At 50.0% G+C, this 20,975-nt stretch carries 20 protein-coding genes and 2 riboswitches; of the genes, 15 read left to right on the forward strand and 5 right to left on the reverse strand.

Annotated elements, in window-relative coordinates; translation table 11 throughout:
• Positions 1-12: 12 nt before the first annotated feature.
• From glyA to WGC32_RS05180, 3 genes are all read right to left on the reverse strand, one after another.
• Positions 13-1,269, reverse strand: a complete 1,257-nt coding sequence (gene glyA, locus WGC32_RS05170; RefSeq protein WP_191482348.1) for a serine hydroxymethyltransferase — start codon at positions 1,267-1,269, stop codon at positions 13-15.
• 84 nt (positions 1,270-1,353) lie between these two features.
• A complete protein-coding gene (locus tag WGC32_RS05175; protein ID WP_342680921.1) occupies positions 1,354-1,782 on the reverse strand; it encodes a DUF2752 domain-containing protein in 429 nt (142 codons plus the stop codon).
• 56 nt (positions 1,783-1,838) lie between these two features.
• Entirely contained in the window at positions 1,839-2,963 is a 1,125-nt protein-coding gene (locus WGC32_RS05180) for an FtsW/RodA/SpoVE family cell cycle protein (RefSeq protein ID WP_342680922.1), read from the reverse strand.
• A 319-nt stretch (positions 2,964-3,282) separates the two neighbouring features.
• On the opposite strand from WGC32_RS05180, the gene WGC32_RS05185 reads away from it, so the two are divergent.
• The 5 genes from WGC32_RS05185 to WGC32_RS05205 all read left to right on the forward strand — a co-directional run bounded on the left by WGC32_RS05185 (position 3,283) and on the right by WGC32_RS05205 (position 7,811).
• Positions 3,283-4,950: a formate--tetrahydrofolate ligase gene (locus WGC32_RS05185; RefSeq protein WP_342680923.1), complete on the forward strand. Its 1,668-nt coding sequence runs from the start codon at positions 3,283-3,285 to the stop codon at positions 4,948-4,950.
• A 17-nt stretch (positions 4,951-4,967) separates the two neighbouring features.
• Entirely contained in the window at positions 4,968-5,393 is a 426-nt protein-coding gene (gene tsaE, locus WGC32_RS05190) for a tRNA (adenosine(37)-N6)-threonylcarbamoyltransferase complex ATPase subunit type 1 TsaE (protein ID WP_191482344.1), read from the forward strand.
• Complete coding sequence (gene tsaB / locus WGC32_RS05195) at positions 5,390-6,112, forward strand: tRNA (adenosine(37)-N6)-threonylcarbamoyltransferase complex dimerization subunit type 1 TsaB (protein ID WP_342680924.1); 723 nt, start codon at positions 5,390-5,392, stop codon at positions 6,110-6,112. Before tsaE ends, tsaB begins: the two co-directional genes overlap by 4 nt.
• 17 nt (positions 6,113-6,129) lie before the next feature.
• Positions 6,130-6,762 (forward strand): uracil phosphoribosyltransferase, encoded by a 633-nt coding sequence (upp, locus tag WGC32_RS05200; protein ID WP_191482342.1) that lies wholly within the window; start codon positions 6,130-6,132, stop codon positions 6,760-6,762.
• A gap of 182 nt (positions 6,763-6,944) precedes the next feature.
• Positions 6,945-7,811, forward strand: a complete 867-nt coding sequence (locus WGC32_RS05205; RefSeq protein WP_342680925.1) for a YitT family protein — start codon at positions 6,945-6,947, stop codon at positions 7,809-7,811.
• Positions 7,812-8,047: 236 nt separating this feature from the next.
• Here WGC32_RS05205 and WGC32_RS05210 read toward each other — a convergent pair whose 3' ends face one another.
• The gene (locus tag WGC32_RS05210; RefSeq protein ID WP_342680926.1) at positions 8,048-9,244 is read right to left on the reverse strand and encodes a tRNA(Met) cytidine acetate ligase; all 1,197 of its coding nucleotides are present in this window, start codon (positions 9,242-9,244) and stop codon (positions 8,048-8,050) included.
• 263 nt (positions 9,245-9,507) lie between these two features.
• Here WGC32_RS05210 and WGC32_RS05215 point away from each other — a divergent pair, with 263 nt between their 5' ends.
• The 9 genes from WGC32_RS05215 to WGC32_RS05255 all read left to right on the forward strand — a co-directional run bounded on the left by WGC32_RS05215 (position 9,508) and on the right by WGC32_RS05255 (position 18,343).
• Positions 9,508-10,698 carry an acetate/propionate family kinase gene (locus tag WGC32_RS05215; protein ID WP_191482339.1) on the forward strand — a complete coding sequence of 397 codons (1,191 nt, stop codon included), beginning with the start codon at positions 9,508-9,510 and terminating at the stop codon, positions 10,696-10,698.
• A gap of 133 nt (positions 10,699-10,831) precedes the next feature.
• Positions 10,832-10,966, forward strand: a riboswitch (FMN riboswitch).
• Positions 10,967-11,087: 121 nt separating this feature from the next.
• Positions 11,088-11,678, forward strand: a complete 591-nt coding sequence (locus WGC32_RS05220) for an ECF transporter S component (RefSeq protein WP_342680927.1) — start codon at positions 11,088-11,090, stop codon at positions 11,676-11,678.
• 29 nt (positions 11,679-11,707) lie between these two features.
• Positions 11,708-11,809: riboswitch (SAM riboswitch) on the forward strand.
• Positions 11,810-11,933: 124 nt separating this feature from the next.
• Positions 11,934-13,115: a methionine adenosyltransferase gene (gene metK / locus WGC32_RS05225; protein ID WP_342680928.1), complete on the forward strand. Its 1,182-nt coding sequence runs from the start codon at positions 11,934-11,936 to the stop codon at positions 13,113-13,115.
• 97 nt (positions 13,116-13,212) lie between these two features.
• Positions 13,213-13,587 (forward strand): hypothetical protein, encoded by a 375-nt coding sequence (locus WGC32_RS05230; RefSeq protein WP_342680929.1) that lies wholly within the window; start codon positions 13,213-13,215, stop codon positions 13,585-13,587.
• Positions 13,588-13,670: 83 nt separating this feature from the next.
• On the forward strand, positions 13,671-15,899 hold the full coding sequence (recD2, locus tag WGC32_RS05235; RefSeq protein ID WP_342680930.1) for an SF1B family DNA helicase RecD2: 2,229 nt from the start codon (positions 13,671-13,673) through the stop codon (positions 15,897-15,899).
• A gap of 3 nt (positions 15,900-15,902) precedes the next feature.
• Positions 15,903-16,622: a double zinc ribbon domain-containing protein gene (locus WGC32_RS05240; protein WP_191481680.1), complete on the forward strand. Its 720-nt coding sequence runs from the start codon at positions 15,903-15,905 to the stop codon at positions 16,620-16,622.
• A 121-nt stretch (positions 16,623-16,743) separates the two neighbouring features.
• A complete protein-coding gene (gene mreB, locus WGC32_RS05245; RefSeq protein WP_342680977.1) occupies positions 16,744-17,751 on the forward strand; it encodes a rod shape-determining protein in 1,008 nt (335 codons plus the stop codon).
• A 124-nt stretch (positions 17,752-17,875) separates the two neighbouring features.
• The gene (locus WGC32_RS05250) at positions 17,876-18,064 is read left to right on the forward strand and encodes a ferritin family protein (protein ID WP_191481681.1); all 189 of its coding nucleotides are present in this window, start codon (positions 17,876-17,878) and stop codon (positions 18,062-18,064) included.
• Between the two features lie 9 nt (positions 18,065-18,073).
• Entirely contained in the window at positions 18,074-18,343 is a 270-nt protein-coding gene (locus WGC32_RS05255) for a spore coat protein (protein WP_191481682.1), read from the forward strand.
• A 33-nt stretch (positions 18,344-18,376) separates the two neighbouring features.
• Here WGC32_RS05255 and WGC32_RS05260 read toward each other — a convergent pair whose 3' ends face one another.
• On the reverse strand, positions 18,377-19,264 hold the full coding sequence (locus WGC32_RS05260) for a mechanosensitive ion channel family protein (protein ID WP_342680931.1): 888 nt from the start codon (positions 19,262-19,264) through the stop codon (positions 18,377-18,379).
• Positions 19,265-19,580: 316 nt separating this feature from the next.
• Between WGC32_RS05260 and WGC32_RS05265 the strand changes: the two genes are divergently transcribed.
• Positions 19,581-20,888 (forward strand): galactokinase, encoded by a 1,308-nt coding sequence (locus tag WGC32_RS05265; protein ID WP_342680932.1) that lies wholly within the window; start codon positions 19,581-19,583, stop codon positions 20,886-20,888.
• Positions 20,889-20,975: the final 87 nt, after the last annotated feature.

Here is a 20,975-nt window from a genome sequence, read left to right on the forward strand (position 1 = left end):
TGAATGGGCTATTTATTCATAAAGAGGATATTTAGCGCACAGGCCTTCCACCGTCTTGCGGATGTTATCAGCCTGGTTCTCAAAGTCGGTAGCAGCCAGATAGATCATGTCGGCGATGACCTTCATGTCCTCCTCCTTGAGGCCGCGGCTGGTAACGGCAGGAGTGCCGATACGGACGCCGCTGGTAACAAAGGGACTCTGGGGATCGTTGGGCACCGCATTCTTGTTGACGGTGATATACACTTCGTCCAGACGATGCTCTAACTCTTTGCCGGTGATATTCATGTTTTGCAGGTCCACCAGCATCAAATGGTTGTCGGTAGAACCAGAAACCAGATGGAAGCCATGCTCAATCAGTCCATCTGCCAGAGCACGGGCATTGCGCACGACCTGTTGCTGATAGGCTTTGAATTCTGGCTTTAAGGCTTCGCCGAAGCACACAGCTTTAGAGGCGATGATGTGCATGAGGGGACCGCCCTGGAGTCCGGGAAAGATGGCCTTATTGATCTTCTTGGCAAGCTCTTCATCATTGGTGAGGATGAGGCCGCCGCGGGGGCCGCGCAGGGTTTTATGGGTGGTCGTGGTGGTCACGTCAGCATAGGGCACAGGAGACTGATGGAGTCCGGCGGCCACCAGGCCAGCGATATGGGCCATATCCACCATCAAATAAGCGCCGCATTCCTTAGCGATCTGGCTGAAGCGCTCAAAGTCAATAAAGCGAGGATAAGCGCTGGCACCTGCCACGATCAATTTGGGCCGATGTTCCAAAGCCAGGCGGCGGACTTCTTCGTAATCGATCATCTGGGTTTCCGGAGAAACGCCATAGGAAACAAATTTATAATATTTACCGGAGATATTAACAGGAGAACCATGGGTCAGATGGCCACCATCAGCTAGGCTCATGCCTAGTACAGTGTCACCGGGGTTTAACAGGGCGAAATAGACAGCCTCATTGGCCTGGGCGCCAGAATGGGGCTGCACATTGGCAAATTTTGCGCCAAAAAGTTTGCAGGCCCGATCAATGGCAATGCGCTCCACATCGTCTACATAGACGCAGCCGCCATAATACCGTTTGCCAGGATAACCCTCTGCGTATTTGTTGGTGAGCACGCTGCCCATAGCGGCCATGACAGCCGGGGAAACAATATTTTCTGAAGCGATCAGCTCCAGGTTGCGGCGCTGACGCATCAGCTCGTTAGACATCGCTTTTCCTACTTCCGGATCGGAAGCAGAGACAAACCCGATGGTATCCATCATATTGTTGTACATGTTTTCTCTCCTCTCATTCTTCGAAGCTCGGTCTTGTTTCATTATAGTATGCTTTTTCCGCGATTTCAACAGATTCCAGGAGAATCAGCCGGAAAAGACGGCAAAAATACGAGGGATTAGTGCAGAGGAATCAAAGGACATGGGCGGAATATCGGGGAAATAAAGGGCCATCCGCAGCGCATAAATGAGGATAAAAACCGTAGCGAAGAAAACCCAGATCTGCTTTTTACGAAAGAGATAGGTGCGCCCCCACAAAAGGCAAAAAAAGAATCCGGTAGCATAAATGGCCACTAAATAAACACAAGGATTGGCCTTCCAAGCGCGGGCAAAATCCAGATGGAGAAGATGATATGCTCCGCGGGTAACACCGCATCCAGGACAAGGAATGCCAGTGACAGCATAGAAAGGGCACCGGTAGAAGGAGGGCAGGATCAACAGGAGAATGGCTGCCGCTATGATGATGAGCAGCGCTGTTAAAAGACGCCGGGAAAAGGGCTGGCTGTCGATCTTCATAACTTTCTCCTTTCCAGCAAATGAGAAACTCCCCCATCATGGGGGAGCAGATAGTGTCAATCAAAGAGCATGGGCTTATTATGAACCCTTACACTGAGGGCCATACCAATGGCCATATAGGTGATGAGCACCGAGGTGCCGCCATTACTGAAAAAGGGCAAAGTGACGCCGATGACCGGAAGGATGTTAAGGCACATGCCGATATTCAGGATACATTGGAAAGCGATCATGGCGAAGACCCCCACACAAATAAAGGAGCCTAAATCGTCCTTGGAATAGCGGGAAATACGCAATAGCCGGACACAGACACCGGTGAGGATGAGGATAGCCGCGATACATCCAAGAAAGCCCAGGGCTTCACCCAAAAAAGCGAAGATAAAGTCGTTGTGCATTTCGGGAATCTGGCGGTACTCATCTGCAAAAAGCCCCTTGCCGGTGAGCTGGCCTGAGCCGATGGAAATGCGCCCTACATACTGCTGCCAACCAATATTTTTAATATAATCGGGATTATCTGGATTAAACAGATAGAGAATGCGCAGCTTCTGATCATTGTTTAAGACAAAAAACCAAGCAACAGGGGCAGCGACCAAAACAGCGCCAAAGGCTGCCGCAATATATTTCCAGGAAAGGCCGGCGGCAAACATCATAGAAATAAAGATAAATATAAAGATGAGAGCGGTTCCGTCGTCACCCTGCAAATGGATGAGAAAAGCGGGAATTGCCCCATGGATACACAAAAGGATAACATTGCGCAGGCTATTGATCTGAGGCCGTACAAGGGAAAGATGATAGGAAAAGGTCAAAATAAAAGAAAGCTTTAGCAGCTCTGAGGGTTGGAAGCTCATGCCGAACGGCAGCTGGATCCAGGCAATGTCATCGGCGCCTTCCCGTCCGGTACCGATGAAGAAGACAAGAAAAACCAGGGCCAAAGCAATAGGAACGTGAACCTTCCACATTTTGGCCATAAAGTGATAGTCGATTTTTGATATAATGACGGCGGCAATAAGGCCAGCCCCTGTGGCCAGGGTTTGGACTAGCATCCCCCGTAATGTACCATAAAACGCATTATTGTAAGAAGCTAGCAATAAAAGCCCCATACAGGAGGCCATCATACAAAAAAGAAGCAGGAGCTTGTCCGTGCTTTTTATATAATCACCGATTGCGGCGAGGATTTTTTTCATTGGCTTCACCTGCCTAGAAACATTGTAACCGATCTAGAGGAAAAATTTATGGATAAGATATGAATTTACAATCTTCTCCACATATTTTATAAATAAACACTGGAATCGTTAAAGTAAGTCTTATTATAGCGCCCATCAAAGCCAAGTGCAATAAATCTGAGAAACAATCATGGGAATGAATCTTTTCGGAAAAGGGTTCTTATGGTATAATGATAACCAAATTACACTGTGGAAATTGTCCGGCTATATTCTGTGGGAAGAAAAAAGAAAGTGATGCCGGGCAAGAAAGTTAAAAAGCAAGCAGAAAGAGGTGGGGAGTATGCTATCTGATATCGAGATTGCACAGGCGTGCAAGATGCAGACCATTGACAAAATCGCGGAAAAGCTGGGTCTTCATGAGGAAGAATTGGAGCCTTACGGAAGGTATAAAGCTAAAATTTCCGACGATGCCCTTTCACGTTTTTCAAAACGGCCTGATGGAAAGCTGGTTTTGGTGACCGCCATCAACCCAACCCCTGCGGGAGAGGGGAAAACGACCACCACGGTAGGATTGGGACAGGCCATGGAGAAAATCGGAAAAAAAGCGGTGATTGCCCTGCGGGAACCCTCCCTGGGTCCGGTGTTCGGCATCAAGGGAGGAGCTGCCGGTGGCGGTTATGCTCAGGTGGTGCCCATGGAGGACATCAACCTCCATTTTACCGGGGATATGCACGCTATTACGGCGGCCAACAATCTCCTGTGCGCCATCATTGACAATCATATGCAGCAGGGCAACGAGCTGGGCATTGATCCCCGCCGGATTTTATTTAAACGCTGTATGGATATGAATGACCGGGCGTTGCGCAATTGCATTGTGGGACTGGGGGGAAAGGTCAACGGCGTTCCCCGTGAAGATCATTTCCAGATCACGGTGGCCAGCGAGATCATGGCCATTTTATGCCTTGCCACCGACCTTGCCGATCTCAAGGAGAGGCTGGGCAACATCCTCGTGGCCTATAGTTATGATGGTACTCCGGTATACGCCAGACAGCTGCAGGTTGCCGGTTCCATGGCGGCGCTGTTAAAGGATGCGCTGAAACCCAACCTGGTACAGACGCTGGAGAATACACCGGCTCTCATGCATGGCGGCCCCTTTGCCAACATTGCTCATGGCTGCAACTCTATCAGAGCGACCAAACTGGCCCTGAAGCTGGCGGATTACTGCATTACCGAGGCGGGCTTCGGCTCCGACCTAGGCGCGGAGAAGTTTTTGGATATCAAGTGCCGTTACGGCGGTCTGACACCTGCCTGTATTGTCATTGTCGCCACCATGCGGGCGCTAAAATATAACGCTGGCGTTCCCAAGGCAGAGACCTCCATCCCGAATCCAGAAGCTCTTCGTAAGGGTATGGTCAATCTGGAAGCCCATGTGGCCAACATGAAGAGCTATGGAGTGCCGGTTGTGGTTGCCATCAATCGGTTCCTCACCGATTCTGACGAAGAGATTGCCATACTCTCTGATTTCTGCGAGAAAAATGGGGTGGAATTTGCCCTTTCCGAAGTCTTTGCCAAAGGCGGTGAAGGCGGCATTGCCCTGGCGGAAAAGGTGGTAGCCGCCTGCGAGAAGGAGAATCATTTCCACTTCCTTTACGATACGAATCTGCCCATTAAGGAAAAAATTGAGTCCATTGCTAAGAATATCTACGGCGCAGATGGCGTGAATTATACGGCCCAGGCGGAAAAAAACATCAAAGAAATTGAGAGCTTGGGTTTTGCCGGCCTTCCGATCTGCGTAGCCAAGACCCAGTACTCCCTGTCCGATGACCCGGCAAAACTAGGCCGTCCTACGGGATTTTCTATCACCGTCAGGGAAGCAAGGGTGTCCGCAGGAGCGGGATTTATCGTAGTGCTGACTGGGGATATTATGACCATGCCAGGCCTTCCCAAAGCACCGGCGGCCTGTAAAATTGATATTTCCCCAGAGGGGAACATTTCTGGACTTTTCTAAGAGAAAGGCATTTTGCTATGAAACAGTTGATTTCCCACAGTTCTGAAGAGACGGAGCGGATTGCCGAGCAATTCGCCAAAAAGCTCCGTCCCGGGGACGTCGTTGCTTATGAGGGGGGACTGGGCGCGGGTAAGACCGCGTTTACCCGGGGCCTTGCACAAGGTTTAGGCATCAGGGAAGAGGTATCCAGCCCTACATTTGCCCTTGTCAACGAGTACCGAGGGGAACACACCCTCTACCACTTTGACATGTACCGGGTGGAGACATATGATGACCTGTACTCCACAGGATTCTTTGACTATTTAGATGGGGAAGGGATTCTGGCCATCGAGTGGAGTGAAAATATCTATGGCGCCTTACCGGAAGGCACCATCACTGTATCCATCCGGACAATAGGGGAGAACGACCGGGAAATTACCATCGAAGGAGACGACCGCTTTTGAAGATACTAGCCATTGAATCATCGGCCGGCAGCGCCAGCGCCGCCATTGTGGAAGAGGAAAAGGTCCTGGGGGAGTTTTTTACCAACACTCGGTTGACCCACTCCCAAACCTTGATGCCTATGGTGGAGTCTTTGCTCCGGTGTACCGCCATCTCCCTGGATGATATTGACGCTTTCGCCGCTGCAGTAGGACCTGGTTCCTTTACAGGGCTTCGCATCGGTGTGGCTGCCGTCAAGGGCTTGGCAAGAGCAAGGGAAAAACCCTGCATCCCGGTGTCTACCTTAGAGGCTATGGCCTACCATGTTCCGCTGTGGGACGGCGTTGTCTGCGGAGTGATGGACGCCCGGTGCAAGCAGGTGTACACGGCTCTTTTTGCTGTGGAAAACCAGCAGATCAAACGTTTGACGCCGGATGAGGCCATCTCTTTGGAAGAGCTGAAAGGCAGGCTGGCAGCGGTGAAAAAAAAGGTGATTTTGGTTGGAGACGGGGCCCAGCTGTGCTATAATGAATGCAAGGATCTTCCTGGTGTCTGCCTTGCCAGCCCCCAGATGAGGTTCCAGCGGGCTGCCGGCGTAGGGATGCGTGCCTTGGAGCTTGCCCAGGAAGGGCGTAAGGTTACGCCCCAGGAGCTTTCTGTCACCTATCTGCGCCTGCCCCAGGCGGAGCGGGAGTTGAAGAAGAAACAGGCGGCGGGACAAAATAAATCATGCCAGGAATAGGGTAGAGGAGGATAAAAATGAGCGTAAAACCACTCATCATGGACCATCCATTAATTCAGCACAAAATTTCACTGCTCAGGGATAAAAACACCGGATCCAAGGAGTTCCGGGAGATGATTGCCGAGATCACCATGTTGATGTGCTACGAGGCAACACGGGATCTGCCTACAAAAGAAGTAGAGATAGAGACCCCCATTGCCATTGCCAAGACCAAGGTGCTGGCGGGGAGAAAGCTTGCCTTTGTCCCTATCCTGCGGGCAGGTATCGGCATGGTAGACGGCGCATTGGAGCTGGTGCCGGCGGCCAAGGTAGGCCACATCGGCCTTTATCGTGATCCGGAGACCCATAAACCGGTGGAATACTATTGCAAGCTGCCGGCGGATATCGGGGAACGGGAGGTCATTGTTATTGATCCCATGCTTGCCACCGGAGGTTCTGCTGTGGATGCGATTCAGATGATTAAGCGCCGCGGCGCCAAGAATATCAAATTTATGTGCATTATTGCGGCACCAGAAGGACTTGCCGCCCTTACTGAGGCACATCCTGACGTACAGATTTACTGCGGGGCCCTGGATGACCATCTCAACGAAAACAAATACATTGTTCCAGGCCTGGGAGATGCGGGTGACCGCATTTTCGGCACAAAATAAATGACAAACACAAAAAAGCCGGTGGATTTATCCACCGGCTTTTTTGTGTTTTTTCACTTTTTTGTTGTAAAATAACGGCGTTAGGCGTATTCTAATTAAAGATAAGATTGTCTGTTATTGGAGGACACATAAGGGTATTTGTGGAGATTTGAAAGACTATTTTCTGCTGTAGGTGAATGACTATGAAAATCAAAGAAAAATGGAAACAAGAGATTCTGCGCTACCTGGCTATGCTGGTAGGATGTTTTTTCTACGCCCTATGCCTAGATCTATTTTTGGTACCCAACCACATTGTGGGGGGAGGCGTTACAGGAATTGCCACCCTGGGCAATATTCTTTTTCAGTGGAATGTGGGTATTGTCTCTATTCTCCTTAATATTCCCATTTTGTTGTTGGGACTAAAAACCCAGGGCCTCCCCTTTATCATCCGCTGTTTTATCACCAATACCATGCTGGGTGTTTTCACCGATCTGCTGGCCTTTTTACCCTCGATCACCTATAATCCTTTGCTGGCGGCCATGTACGGCGGTCTGGCCCAGGGAATTGCCATCGGGCTTTTCGTCCGATTTTCCATGTCCAGCGGCGGAACGGAACTGCTGGGCCGAGTTATCCACCATGGATTGCCCCAGATCGGCATTCCGGCCTGGATTGCCATTTTAGACGGTATGATCGTCCTTACCGGTGCTATTGTGATGAAAAATCCGGAAAATGTCCTTTACGCGTTGATCTTAATTTTTATCAGCACCAAGGTGAGCGATATGGTCCTCACCGGACTTAACCGGGCAAAACTGTGCTACATCATCACAGAGCATCCGGAGGAGGTGTCCCGCTGCCTGCTTGCCAACAGCCCCCGAGGTGTTACCAACCTGACGGGAAAGGGAATGTACTCAGGAACACCCCGAGGGGTCCTGCTTACCTGTGTCAAAAGCCACCAGCTCACCGAGATGAAACGATTGGTACGTTCGGTGGATGAGGCAGCTTTTGTCATTGTGAGTGAGACTACGGAGGTTCGAGGAAAAGGTTTCGAAAGCATGGACGCAGATATTTGAAATGCGGCGGGGGGAATTTTCCCCGCCGCTTTTGGATGATCTGTATGATAACATGGCAGGGGCGGCCAGTTTAGACCTGTTTTGGACGCGGGCGAAAATCTAGGGCAAAGCAAAAGGCCCGGAGCGCGAAGTGGCTCCAGGCCTGTGCCTGGTGGACAAAACGAAGAGAGTCGAATCTTTACAGTAATCTTTGAAGTGCTAGATTTTTTTGATAATGCAGATAAATCCAATACCCCCTACAGAATCGCTGCGTTTTCGGTATAGTCTGTGCCACACTGCCGCCGGAGCGGCAAACAGAGATTGTACAAATCATCCGCTGTGGCTTCCAGTCTGGCGAATCGGGCCGCCTGGGGGGAGCTTTCTCTTAGTTTGGCCAGGGAGGTGGAGAGAGGCAGGGCACAGGTTTTCCGGGCAGCAGCCAGAATTTCCTTACCCTTCCCATTCATCCCCAACACCCGGAGATAAGGTGGCGGGATTTTGCCATCTTCCCTTGTCAGCCCCGCCAATGCAGAAAATGCGATCCGCCGGATACGGGCATGGGAATAGCGTTTGGTTTTTACGAGGCTGTAAAGACCGTCCAGAGTAGTCGCGGCGCGGACGGCCTGCTCAATCCGATATTCTAACCCTTCCGAAATGTCGGGAAGCCGGGCCAGCTCCTCTGTCGACATCCGGCGCAGCTGGCCTAGGGTGAGAAGCTCTGCGGCCTCTTGGGAGATGGGCATGAGACCGTTTTTTAGCGCCTGCTGGTAGAGAGAGAAGGCTTTTTCTGGAACAAAGCCTACCAGAGCGCTAACTTCCCCTTGGGAAAGGAAGCCGCGCAGATAGGAGGCGCTGGCAAAAGAGCCGGAAGGATGCTTGCTGTCATGTTCGGCCCCGGCTCGCAGCGGGGAAACAGGACGCATTTTACTGTTTTGAGAGAGCAACTGCTTGCAGTATTCTATCCCCAGGATGTTATTGGGCTGAGAGAGAAGAGAGGCGGTTTCCAATCCAGCTAAATCCGCTACCGCTTTCTGCCTGGCAGAGGCAAAGGACAGCCCCTGGGCCAGGTGTTTGGACAGAGCTTTTCCAAATTCAGGAGATAGGAGGAGTTGGGCGCAGGCTGAGAGAGAAGCTGCATTTCCACACTCACTGCCAAAGGCCAGGGTATCCACACAGCCTAAAGCAGAGAGGGAAGCTACTCCACCGCAGGCGAAAATTTCAGCGGTGGCAAGGGCGTAAGGGAGGGGCAGCTCCAAAACAAGGTCCACGCCACAGAGCAGGGCTGCCCGTGTACGGACCATCTTTTCTAATACAGCACACTCTCCCCGCTGGACAAAGTTGCCGCTCATGATGGCGACAACATGGGTGTATCCCGACTCCCGCAAGGTATGGCAGAGGTAGGCATGGCCATTGTGGAAGGGGTGAAATTCCGCAATGACAGCGGCAACTTTCATCTGAGAGGCCTCCTTATGTCCCTGTAGGGATGAAAAATGTAAAAGAAACGGATAAATCCCGAAAAAAACGGGGGAAACTGCATATTTATTCTTGTATTTTTGAACTTAATGTAATAATATATAAATATATGAGCCTGTGTCAAGAATGGCGGTGATTTTACCGCCGTTTCTTCATTTGGCAAGGGCGTTCCGGTGAGCCCGGAGTGAGTCTTGGAAGAAAGCCGGAATTTGCCGGCGCAAAATATGGAGGTTAGGATTACGTTATGAAGATTCTGGTTATCAATGCGGGCAGCTCATCGCTGAAATATCAGCTGATTGATATGGACGGCGAGCATGTGCTGGCAAAGGGCAACTGTGAGAGAATCGGTGTGGATGGACTGATTACCCATACCACCGCTGACGGCAAGAAAATCAAGATTGAGCGGGCATTTCCCTCCCATAAAGAGGCATTCCTGGCAGTCATTGAAATGTTGACCACCGGTGAGGGCAAGGTCATCAACGACATGAAGGAAATTTCCGCCATTGGCCATCGTGTTCTCCACGGCAGCGAGGTCTACAAGGTATCCACCAAGATTACCGATAAGGTAATTGAAGATATTGCGGCCTTTAAAGACCTGGGTCCTCTTCACAATCCGCCTCAAGCTGTTGCTATGAAGGCATGTCAGGATGTATTCGGCAAAGATACTCCCATGGTGGCCGTATTTGATACCTCTTTCCATCAGACCATGCCGGAAAAGGCATATATCTTCGGCATTCCCTATGAGTACTATGAGAAATATCACATCCGCCGTTATGGTTTCCATGGCACCAGCCATCGTTATGTGAGCATGCGCTATGGCCAGATCAAAGGCAAGGTAGAAGGCACCAAAATTGTCACCTGTCATCTGGGCAATGGCTCTTCCATCACCGCCATCAAGGATGGAAAATGTATGGATACCTCCATGGGCTTTACCCCTCTGGATGGCATCATCATGGGCACCCGCTCCGGCGGTGTAGATCCTTCTGTACTGACCTTCATTGCAGAAAAAGAGAACATCAGTCCTTCGGAAATGAGCGATTTGCTCAATAAGAAATCCGGCTTCCTGGGTATTTCTGGACTTTCTTCCGACGCCAGAGACCTTGTCAATGCTTCCCATGAGGGCAACCATCGGGCAAAACTGGCCTGTGACATTGTCCGCTATCAGATTAAGAAGTTCATCGGTGCTTACGCGGCGGCGATGGGCGGCCTGGATGCGGTTATCTTCACCGGCGGCATCGGAGAAAATTCCGGCGAGCTGAGAGAGGAAGTCTGCGAGGGCCTGGAGTTTCTGGGTATCGAGCTGGACAAAGAGCTCAACGCGAAGACCCGCGGCGAGGAGAAACTGATTTCTACCGGCAAAACCGAGGTCTGGATCATCCCCACCAACGAGGAGCTGCTGATTGCTCGGGACACGAAAGAAATTATTGAAAAATAAGAGACGAAAGAGCGGGGGCGCTGAGGCGCTCCCCTTTTTGTCTGTATGGAGAAAAGCAGGGCTCTGTTTTCATTTTCCTTGTGAAACTCTTGACAGAAAGAACAACTGGTTCTATAATAAAGACAAATTTAACAGTCTGTTTCAGGGCGAGGTGAAATCCCTCACCGGCGGTGACCAGCTTGGTGCTGGAAGTCCGCGAACTCCAGATAGGAGCCGATTTGGTGCAATTCCAAAACCGACGGTATAGTCCGGATGAAAGAAACGACGGCAGTGAGCTGATAGTTCGCCTATGGCGCATGGAATACCATGCATCCTAGGCGTTTTTTTATTGCTCTTGTCAAGATTTCCCCCAAACAGACCTCTCAAATTCATTTTTGGAGGTAGTTTTTATGAAAGTCAGTACCAAAAAGATGGCTGTCATGGCCATGCTGGCGGCAGTTTCTGTCCTGCTGGTCCTTATCCACATTCCCTTCCCGCCTGCGCCCTTCCTGGAATATGATCCAGCAGATATCCCTATCCTGATCGGCACCTTTGCTTATGGTCCGACGGCGGGCATCATTATTACGGTGGTCGTTTCTATTATCCAAGGCTTCACCCTCAGCGCTAGCAGCGGTATCATCGGTATTGTCATGCATATTTTGGCCACAGGCAGCTTTGCCCTGGTGGCGGGACTGATTTATCAAAGAAAAAAGACGAGAAAATCTGCTATTTTGGCCTTGGGACTTGGGGTTATTACCATGACGGTGATGATGGCTTTGATGAACCTAATCTTCACACCCATTTTCATGGGAACCCCGGTAGAGACGGTAGCGGGAATGCTCCTTCCTATCATCATCCCCTTTAACCTGATGAAAGCGGCAATCAACGCGGTGGCTACCCTGCTCCTCTACAAAGCGGTCAGCCGTTTTATTAAGGAGGATAGGCCAGAAATCTCTACGAAAAAGGTCGCATCTATTGACACCCAGGTGAAAAAGGGCTAAAATAGAGCCAATATAAAAAAAACAACATAGCCTTATCAAGAGTGGCGGAGGGAACAGGCCCGATGATGCCCGGCAACCTGCAATGAAATGCGTAAGGTGCCAATTCCTGCGGCTTTGACCGGAGATGAGGAAAACATGTCCACAGCGCGCCCGGTCATTTGACCGGGCGCTTCTTACTGTCAAGACCCAAAAGGAGTGCCTGTTTAGTACAGGCGCAAATGAAAGATAAGGCTGCATCCAGAAAGGAAGGTAAACATGGCAAAATACCTCTTTACATCTGAATCTGTCACCGAAGGGCACCCTGATAAAATCTGTGACCAAATTTCTGATGCGGTCCTCGATTCCATCCTCGCCCAGGATCCAGACGGCCGAGTGGCCTGCGAGACAGCTGTGACCACCGGCATGGTCATGGTTATGGGGGAGATTTCCACCTCCTGCTATGTGGATATCCCTAAAATTGTACGGCAGGTGATCGGGGAAATCGGATATGACCGGGCAAAATATGGCTTTGACGCCGACACCTGCGCGGTGTTGACCTGCATTGACGAACAGTCTTCTGATATTGCTCTGGGGGTGGACAAAGCCCTGGAAGCAAAGTCCGGCAGTGCTTCTGATGCTGATGAAACCGGCGCGGGAGACCAAGGCATGATGTTTGGCTTTGCCTGCGATGAAACTCCGGAGCTGATGCCTCTGCCTATTTCTCTGGCCCATAAGCTGGCATATCAGTTGACCAGGATCCGGAAGGAAAACAGAGTTTCTTATCTACGGCCGGATGGCAAGACCCAGGTGACAGTAGAATATGAAGATGGCATTCCCAAACGGGTGGATACCATTGTCATTTCTACCCAGCACAGCCCCAATATTTCTCTGGAAACCATCCGGCAGGATATGATCGAACAGGTAATACGTCCGGTGGTGCCGGTACGTCTCTTGGATGAAAATACAAAGATTTTGGTCAATCCTACCGGCCGCTTTGTAGTGGGAGGTCCTCAGGGTGACTCGGGCCTTACCGGCCGCAAGATTATTGTAGATACCTATGGCGGATATGCCCGGCACGGCGGCGGCGCTTTTTCCGGAAAAGATCCGACCAAGGTGGACAGAAGCGGCGCTTATGCCGCACGCTATGTAGCCAAGAATATCGTGGCAGCGGGACTAGCCAAAAAGTGTGAAATTGAGCTTGCTTATGCCATCGGTGTGGCAAAACCCGTCTCGGTCATGGTGGATACCTATGGCACGGGATCCTATCCTGATGAGGAGCTGGCGAAAGCCGTCGAAAAGGTCTTTGACCTGCGGCCGGCAGCCATCATCCGTGACCTGGATCTGAGAAAGCCGATTTATAAGAAGCTTGCCGCATATGGGCATATGGGCAGAGAGGATCTGCATGTCAAATTCGAGGAGACGGATAAAGTAGACGCTTTAAAGGCTTATTTTGCATAACAGACTTTTCAAAAAAGGAAGGGGAAACTGATATTTCCCCTTCCTTTTTGATGCTTTTCACCATCTTTTTGTCCCAGACATACCATGGGGTGAGGTGATGAAAATGAGTACGGTCTGGCTGATCGCTATCGGGTTTTTAACCCTGATAGGGATAATTGAGGTCATAGAGATGATCAAGCGCTGGGTGATGCGGGGAAAAAACCAGGGCCAGTTTCTGATCTGTGTACCGGTGGGTGGAGAAGACCCTGCCCTGGAATACAAAATCCGCAGTTTGGTCCAGAGGATGAACGAAAGCGATTTCGCGGCCGGAGAGCCGGTATATCTGGTGGATGTGGGAATGGATGGCTACGCCATGGAAATCTGCCGGCGCATGGGAGAACAATACCAGCAAATCCATGTTTGTAACAGCGGGCAGCTCAAAGCTTTGATGGAGTCGGGTTTGATTTGCAAAGAGCAGGGGAATGAGATATAATAAACATAGAAATTACAAGGTCCTGGAGGCCGCGCTTCCAGGGCCGTTTCCATTGGCGGAGAAAATGGCAACGGAGGCAGAAAATGCAGGAGAGGGAACTGACAACGCTGGAAGGCTCGGTGGAAGATATCATATTTGCAAGTGATGAGACCGGCTTCACTGTGCTGGAACTCAATACCGGGGAAGAGCTTGTTACAGTAGTCGGTCAGATGGTGGAGGTAAGCGAAGGGGAACAGCTGCGTCTGGTAGGAGAATATGTCTCCCACCCCACCTATGGCCTACAGTTTAAGGCGTCTCTCTGTGAAAGGAGCCTTCCCGCCACCGCCAATGCCATCTATAAATATTTAAGCTCCGGGGCGGTCAAGGGGATCGGCCCTGTCATTGCCAAACGGATGGTGGACGCCTTCGGGGATGAGACGCTGGATATTATGTCGGAGCATCCGGAGCGGCTGACCGAGATCAAGGGCTTGACTCCCAAAAAGATAGAATCCATCGGACAGGAACTCAAACGGGTATTTGGAGTGCGCAGTGTCATGATGTTCCTCAGCCGGTTTGGCATCGCTCCCATGGTGGCGGTGAAAATCTGGCGGAAATGGGGAGCCGTCGGTGTGGATGTCATCAAGGCAAACCCCTATGCCCTATGCGCTTATGACATTGGCCTGGACTTTTCTGAGGCCGATGAAATCGCCCGGACCTTGGACTTTGATTCCGACGATACCCTGCGCATCCGGGCAGGGATTGTCTATGTCCTTTCCCACAATCTGCAAAATGGACATACCTGTCTGCCTAAGGACAAGCTCATCGCGGCTGCTGCCCAGCTGTTGGATGTTGGCAGCGATGAGGTGGAAAGCGCTATGGTCCTGTCTTTGGAGGAAAACGAGCTGGTGGAGGAAATGCTGGGAGACCGGGTGTTTCTTTATCTGCCGGAGCTCTATGGCGCGGAGCGATACATTGCCGGCCGGCTGGTCATGAATATGCGGTTGCTGACAGCGCCGGAACGCAAGCGAGAGGGGGATATTCACAAACTGGAGCAGCGCAAGGGGATTTCCTATGCTGTCCAGCAGAAAAAGGCCATTACCCAGGCCATGGTCAGTGGCGTTTTTATCCTGACAGGCGGGCCGGGTACCGGAAAAACCACCACCCTTAACGCCATCATTGATCTATTTGAGGAACAGGGGGACACAGTGGCCCTCTGCGCACCCACCGGACGGGCCGCTAAACGTCTGACGGAATTGACCGGCCGGGAAGCAAAAACCATCCACCGCCTGTTGGAGGTGGACTTTACCGACCCTGGATCCCGGAGCATGGTGAAATTTAAGCGGGGAGAGAAAAATCCGCTGAAAGCAGATGTGATTATTGTGGATGAAATGTCCATGGTGGATACCCTGCTCTTTGAAGCCCTCCTCCGCGCTATGAAACTTTCGGCAAAGCTGATTCTGGTGGGGGACAGTGACCAGCTTCCGTCTGTGGGAGCAGGAAACGTCCTCAAATCCCTCATTGACAGCGACTGCGTCCCCTATGTGCGGCTGGACGAAATTTTCCGCCAGGCCGCTCAGAGCCTGATTGTCACCAACGCACATGCCATTGTGGGGGGAGAAGAGCCGGAGCTTTCTCAGCGGGACAACGACTTTTTCTTTATGGAAAGCCACAGTTATACAAAGACGGCCCAGATGGTGGCGGATCTGTGCGCACGGCGGCTGCCAGGTACCTATGGATTTTCCCCTCTATGGGATATCCAGGTGCTGGTACCCTCCCGCAAGGGGGAACTGGGTACCATGGAACTCAACCGTCGTCTCCAGGAGACCCTCAATCCCCCCTCCCCTGATAAGGCGGAATTCGTTTTTAACGGCATCACCTACCGGGAGGGAGACAAGGTGATGCAGATCCGCAATAATTATGATATGGTCTGGACCCGGGATAATGGAGAGAATGGAAGCGGCGTCTATAATGGAGACATTGGCCAGGTGGTCAAAATTGACCGGGGCAGCCGTATGATGCAGCTGCGCTTTGAGGATCGAAGCTGTTCCTATTCTTTTGATGGGGCAAACGAGCTGGAATTGGCTTACGCTGTTACCGTTCATAAAAGCCAGGGCAGCGAGTTTGAAGCAGTGATCCTTCCTTTGATGCACCCGACCCGGCGGCTTTACTTCCGCAATCTTTTTTATACGGCGGTGACGCGGGCAAAAAAGCTGCTGATTATTGTGGGCCCCAGAAGCGCAGTCAAATTTATGGTAGAAAACAATAAGAAAACACTGCGGTATTCGGGCCTGAAGGAGTTTATCCAGTGGGAAGTGGAGCAGCAGGAGGGGTAGAAAATGAACGGGGCAATCGAGCGGCTGTTGTCGGTTCTGTTCTGTAAGCGATGCGCTATCTGCGGCAGGATCATCGGGCAGGAGGAAGAAATCTGCTCCTTGTGCCGCGCCGATCTCCCCACCATCGGCAGCAATATTTGCCCCTTTTGCGGGAGAGATCGGGCAAACTGTGTCTGCGAGGGGGATGAATTTGCCTTTGACGGTGCGGCCGCCCCTTTTTACTATGGAGGGAAGGCACGGCACCTGATCCATCAGTTAAAATTTTACGGCCAACGGGAGCTGACACCATTGCTGGCCGTTTTCATGGAGACAAGGGTAAAAGAGGCCTTTCCCTCTGAGCAGTTTGACCTGATTGTCCCAGTACCCATGCACAGGTCAGAACGGCGGGAACGGGAGTATAACCACAGCGCCCTATTGGGAAAAGAACTTTCCCGGAGACTTGGCATTCCGCTCAGAGAAAAAGCCATCACCAAGGTGCGGGAAACCAAACGCCAGCGGGGCCTGCCTGCTGGGGAGCGGCGCACCAACCTGTCCGGTGCTTTTTCGGCTTGCTTGCCGGACTGGGCCAAGACAATTTTGCTGGTGGATGACGTGCTGACCACAGGCTCCACAGCGGGGGAGTGCGCCAAGGCGCTGAAGAAGGCGGGCGCCCAGCAGGTCTACTGCATAACCTGTGCCGCTACTGTGTTGGAACATGGAAATGGGACAAAAGAAAATCTTTGAGTCCCCAACCATCGTTCAGGAAATTTACTTGAAAAAACAAAAAAAACTACATATAATAATGGATTGAATATAAACGTTTAAAGATTTCATATAGAGAATAGGGGGACATAACGTGTCATCAATGGATATCGGTATCGACCTTGGAACTACAACAGTCATCATCTATTTTAAGGATAAGGGCGCAGTGCTCAGCGAACCGTCTGTAGTGGCAATCAATCGGAAAACAGATGAAGTAGTGGCGGTGGGAGAAGAAGCCTACCGCATGTTGGGAAAGGCGCCGGACAGGCTGCAGGTCATCAAGCCCATGAGTGATGGTGTCATTTCCGACTATGCGGCTACGGAGGTTATGATTAAATTTTTTCTCCACAAGGTCTTTGGAAACAGCATTATAAAACCTCGGGTGAGCATTTGCGTACCCTCCCAAATTACAGGGGTGGAGTCCAAAGCCGTGGTGGATTCTGCCGCCACTGCTGGAGCGCGGAAGGTCTATTTAATTGAAGAGCCGGTTGCGGCTGCCTTGGGAGCGGGACTGGATATTACAAAACCAAACGGCAACATGATTGTAGACATTGGCGGTGGAACTACCGACATAGCGGTCCTTTCCTTAAATGGAATTGTCACCAAGCAATCGATTAAGGTTGCGGGCAACAAGATGGATGATGCAATCATCAGACATATGAAAGATTATCACAACCTGCTCATTGGCGAGCAGACGGCGCGGCACATCAAAACAGAAGTGGGCTGCGCCTATCCCCGTGAGGACAGCAAGTCGGTCGCTGTTAGGGGAAGAAATCTGCTCACCGGTCTTCCACAGATGATCGACATCGGCTGGAAGGAAATTTACGGAGCTATCAAAGATCACGTCTCGGAGATCATCCTCAGTGTCCAACAGGTCATTGAGCGGACCCCCCCAGAGCTAGTCGGAGATGTTTACAGTAACGGTATTGTGATGACGGGCGGCGGTTCCTTGCTCTATGGCATGGATACCCTCATTACCGAGCAGACCAAGATCAAGGCACGGGTGGCGGAAGATCCGGTCAACTGTGTGGCCAAAGGAACAGCCATGTCCTTTGATTATCTGGATAAGCTTTACGATGGCTTTGTGGATACAGGAATCAAAATGAAGTAGAAAAAAGCAGCCTACAGGCTGCTTTTTTTATTTTTATGCAAAAATTCTAAGGCCGATAATTTTGCCAGTGTTGGACAAAATAATGCCAGGCTGTTCATTTGAGCCAGGAAGGAGTAGGTGCGTTTTGTCTAAGCTAAGTGAGAAAGAATTGGCCATGCTAGAGGATCAGCTTGGATATGAACAGGTGCTTGTCAAAAAATATAAAGCTTATGCCCAGGCCACCGATGACCCGCAGGTCAAGTCAAAATGTGAGCAGATTGCCGCTGCCCATCTCAACCACTATGAGAAGCTGGCAAAGAACCTGCAAAGTTAGGAGGACGTCATGAAAAGACTAGACGAGATAGGAATGAGCGACAAAGACAGGATGAGTGATGCTCTGGCCTCCCAGAAATTCATTACTTGTCTCTATAATACCGGTGCCAATGAATGCGAGCATATGGAGCTGAAAAGTGATATTATGGGGATACTCCACGAGGAACACCAAATCCAGCAGGATATTTTCGATGATATGAAAAAAAGAGGCTGGTACGAGAGCAGAGAAGCTGACCCGGAAAAGCTGGAACAGGCTAGGAAAAAATATCTGGGGAAATAGAATAGGCCGGCTGGAATGATCAGCCGGCCTATTCTATTTCGAGAATTTTTCCAACGAATCATGTTTAATATGCATATCCACCTGGTTAAAGGGAATTTCAATTTGATTTTTATCGAATTCTTTCTTTACCTGTTCATACAGGTCGAAATTAAGGTCCCAATAGTGCTTGCTTTCCACCCAGACCCGACAGGCAATATCTACCGAATTAGCGGAATGAGAGCAGACGCGGATCATAGGTTCAGGATCCTTCAAAGCCAAGGAATTATTTTCTACAATCTGACGTAAAATCCCTTTGGCTTTTTCTAGATCGGTGTCATAACTGACAGAAAAGATGAGATCCAGCCGGCGTTTTTCCTCGGCAGAATAGTTGACGATGGTAGCATTACAGGCTTGCCCGTTGGGAACAAAGATCCGTTTGTTATCCGGTGTGTTCAAACGGGTATAAACAAGGCCGATTTCACAAACGGTACCAGAGACCGCCTGATCCTCTACCTCAATATAGTCCCCAAGGGTAAAGGGACGGGAAAAGAGAATCAGAATACCGCCGGCGACATTCTTGAGACTGTCCTGAAGGGCGAGGGAAATAGCGAGGCCCGCGCTTCCGAGGACGGTGACGAAGGTAGCGGTGGGGATGCCTAAGGTACTGGCTACTGTAATTAGCAGTAGAATCAATAGGACAATATGCAGGACGGATTGAATAAATCCGTGGAGAGTCACATCCAGCCGGCTTTTTTTAAGGCCCTTGGCAATCAACTTCATCAAGATTTTTATAATGACATATCCCACTGCCAATACGATGAGAGCAGTGACTAAGGTAGGAAGAAAATCTACCAGTTTATCTACAAACTGAGACCACATGGTCGACAGCTTGGAGGTATCTTGTGTCACCGTTTCCACGATTTTTTCTGCGGTGTCTTCCATAATCTTACCTCCCATGATAGTGATAGACGCCCTCACTTTTTGCAAGGCGTCAAAGATTATTTCATATGAGCATTATAATGGGAAAAAAGAACAAAAGCAAACACTTTTCGTCAAAATTGAAGGGTAAGAGATGAATTTTTAAGAAAGTGTTGATTTTATGGATAGGACGTATTACTCTATAAAAAGGCCTGAGAAATATTTAGCCAAATTTTGCTCCCCATATTTAGTTTATTCTCGCAGCGATAAACTCAATTGGCAAGAATCAGGTACGTCCTGTTAGAAAGACAGCGTGCCTAGAATTAAAGGAGGACGCCGAATGCCATCATTTTATCGAGTGAAAGACGATTTGCTGAAAGGACGCTATGATTCTATATTTTCAGCTCTATATTCGCCCGATACAGTAGAGCGCCAGGTGAAAAGGTACCTAGCTGCCCTAGAACGATTTGCCAATCTTTACGGAGATGAGCGAGAAGTTTTTCTTTTTAGCGCTCCTGGGAGAACTGAGATTGGAGGCAACCATACAGACCATCAATGTGGCAGGGTTTTGGCGGCAGCGGTCAATTTGGATATGATTGCCGTGGTTTCCCCCAACACGGACCATCTAGTGCGGCTGAAATCCCATGGGTACAATATGGACACTGTTTCAATTGATGAACTGGAATTCCAGCAAACCGAATCAGGTACATCGGCATCTATTATTCGAGGAATACTTGCTAGGTTCAAAGAATTGGGACACCATATCAGTGGATTTGATGCCTATACTACTTCCGATGTATTAAAAGGCTCAGGGCTTTCCTCTTCAGCCGCTTATGAGGTGATGATCGGTACCATCCTTAACCATTTGTACAATGGGGGAAGACTTGGCCCTGTTGAGATCGCCAAAATCGGAAAATTTGCAGAAAATGCCTACTTTAAAAAACCTTGCGGCCTGATGGACCAAACAGCCTGTGCTATGGGCGGATTTGTTGCCATTGATTTTAAAGATCCTGAAAAGCCCTTGATTGAGAAAATCAAAGTGGATTTTTCAAAATATCATCATGACTTGTTTATCGTGGATACAGGGGATAGCCACGAGGATCTAACCCAGGAATATGCCCAGGTGATTTCAGAAATGGGAGAGGTGGCGCGGGCATTCGGGAAAAAGGTGTTGAGGGAAGTAGATTTTTGTACCTTTGCCGATTCAATTTACGACTTTCAGGTGGTATTGCGCCAAAAGCTCAGTGACAGAGCGATATTGAGAGCGCTGCACTTTTTCGGTGAAAATGAAAGGGTAGAAAAGCAGGCGCAAGCCCTTAAAGAGGGAGACTTTGAACGCTTTAAAACACTGGTAATTGAATCAGGATATTCCTCTTTTATGCGGTTGCAAAATGTTTTTATTGGGTCTAAACCACAGCGTCAGGGACTCAGCCTTGCCTTGGCTATTTCCGAAGACCTGCTTAAGGGTCGCGGAGCTTGGAGAGTTCACGGAGGTGGATTCGCAGGAACGATGCAGGCGTATGTTCCGGAAGATTTGAGCAGAAACTATAAAGTAGTGATGCAGCAAACTTTGGGAACAGGGTGTTGTCATGTCCTTACTATCCGTAGTCAAGGGGCAATGATGGTCCTTCCTCAGGAATTGGCATAAAGGGAAAATAAAATTTGGCAATAATTTAACAAACTGGGGTAGATATTTCGTGTAAAAATGATGGGATTCATCATTGAAAAAAAAGGA

The sequence above is a fragment of the Zongyangia acetica genome (assembly GCF_038739695.1).
Lineage (GTDB): Bacteria > Bacillota > Clostridia > Oscillospirales > Ruminococcaceae > Zongyangia > Zongyangia gallinarum.

What these genes read in the sequence shown, in the direction of transcription:
- WGC32_RS05180 (WP_342680922.1), bottom strand. Translation starts at nt 2,963, where the DNA reads ATGAAAAAAATCCTCGCCGCAATCGGTGATTATATAAAAAGCACGGAC.
- WGC32_RS05185 (WP_342680923.1), top strand. Translation starts at nt 3,283, where the DNA reads ATGCTATCTGATATCGAGATTGCACAGGCGTGCAAGATGCAGACCATT.
- WGC32_RS05175 (WP_342680921.1), bottom strand. Translation starts at nt 1,782, where the DNA reads ATGAAGATCGACAGCCAGCCCTTTTCCCGGCGTCTTTTAACAGCGCTG.
- WGC32_RS05265 (WP_342680932.1), top strand. Translation starts at nt 19,581, where the DNA reads ATGCCATCATTTTATCGAGTGAAAGACGATTTGCTGAAAGGACGCTAT.
- upp (WP_191482342.1), top strand. Translation starts at nt 6,130, where the DNA reads ATGAGCGTAAAACCACTCATCATGGACCATCCATTAATTCAGCACAAA.
- WGC32_RS05210 (WP_342680926.1), bottom strand. Translation starts at nt 9,244, where the DNA reads ATGAAAGTTGCCGCTGTCATTGCGGAATTTCACCCCTTCCACAATGGC.
- mreB (WP_342680977.1), top strand. Translation starts at nt 16,744, where the DNA reads ATGGATATCGGTATCGACCTTGGAACTACAACAGTCATCATCTATTTT.
- WGC32_RS05230 (WP_342680929.1), top strand. Translation starts at nt 13,213, where the DNA reads ATGAAAATGAGTACGGTCTGGCTGATCGCTATCGGGTTTTTAACCCTG.
- WGC32_RS05240 (WP_191481680.1), top strand. Translation starts at nt 15,903, where the DNA reads ATGAACGGGGCAATCGAGCGGCTGTTGTCGGTTCTGTTCTGTAAGCGA.
- recD2 (WP_342680930.1), top strand. Translation starts at nt 13,671, where the DNA reads ATGCAGGAGAGGGAACTGACAACGCTGGAAGGCTCGGTGGAAGATATC.
- WGC32_RS05255 (WP_191481682.1), top strand. Translation starts at nt 18,074, where the DNA reads ATGAAAAGACTAGACGAGATAGGAATGAGCGACAAAGACAGGATGAGT.
- WGC32_RS05215 (WP_191482339.1), top strand. Translation starts at nt 9,508, where the DNA reads ATGAAGATTCTGGTTATCAATGCGGGCAGCTCATCGCTGAAATATCAG.
- tsaE (WP_191482344.1), top strand. Translation starts at nt 4,968, where the DNA reads ATGAAACAGTTGATTTCCCACAGTTCTGAAGAGACGGAGCGGATTGCC.
- WGC32_RS05205 (WP_342680925.1), top strand. Translation starts at nt 6,945, where the DNA reads ATGAAAATCAAAGAAAAATGGAAACAAGAGATTCTGCGCTACCTGGCT.
- metK (WP_342680928.1), top strand. Translation starts at nt 11,934, where the DNA reads ATGGCAAAATACCTCTTTACATCTGAATCTGTCACCGAAGGGCACCCT.
- glyA (WP_191482348.1), bottom strand. Translation starts at nt 1,269, where the DNA reads ATGTACAACAATATGATGGATACCATCGGGTTTGTCTCTGCTTCCGAT.
- WGC32_RS05220 (WP_342680927.1), top strand. Translation starts at nt 11,088, where the DNA reads ATGAAAGTCAGTACCAAAAAGATGGCTGTCATGGCCATGCTGGCGGCA.
- WGC32_RS05260 (WP_342680931.1), bottom strand. Translation starts at nt 19,264, where the DNA reads ATGGAAGACACCGCAGAAAAAATCGTGGAAACGGTGACACAAGATACC.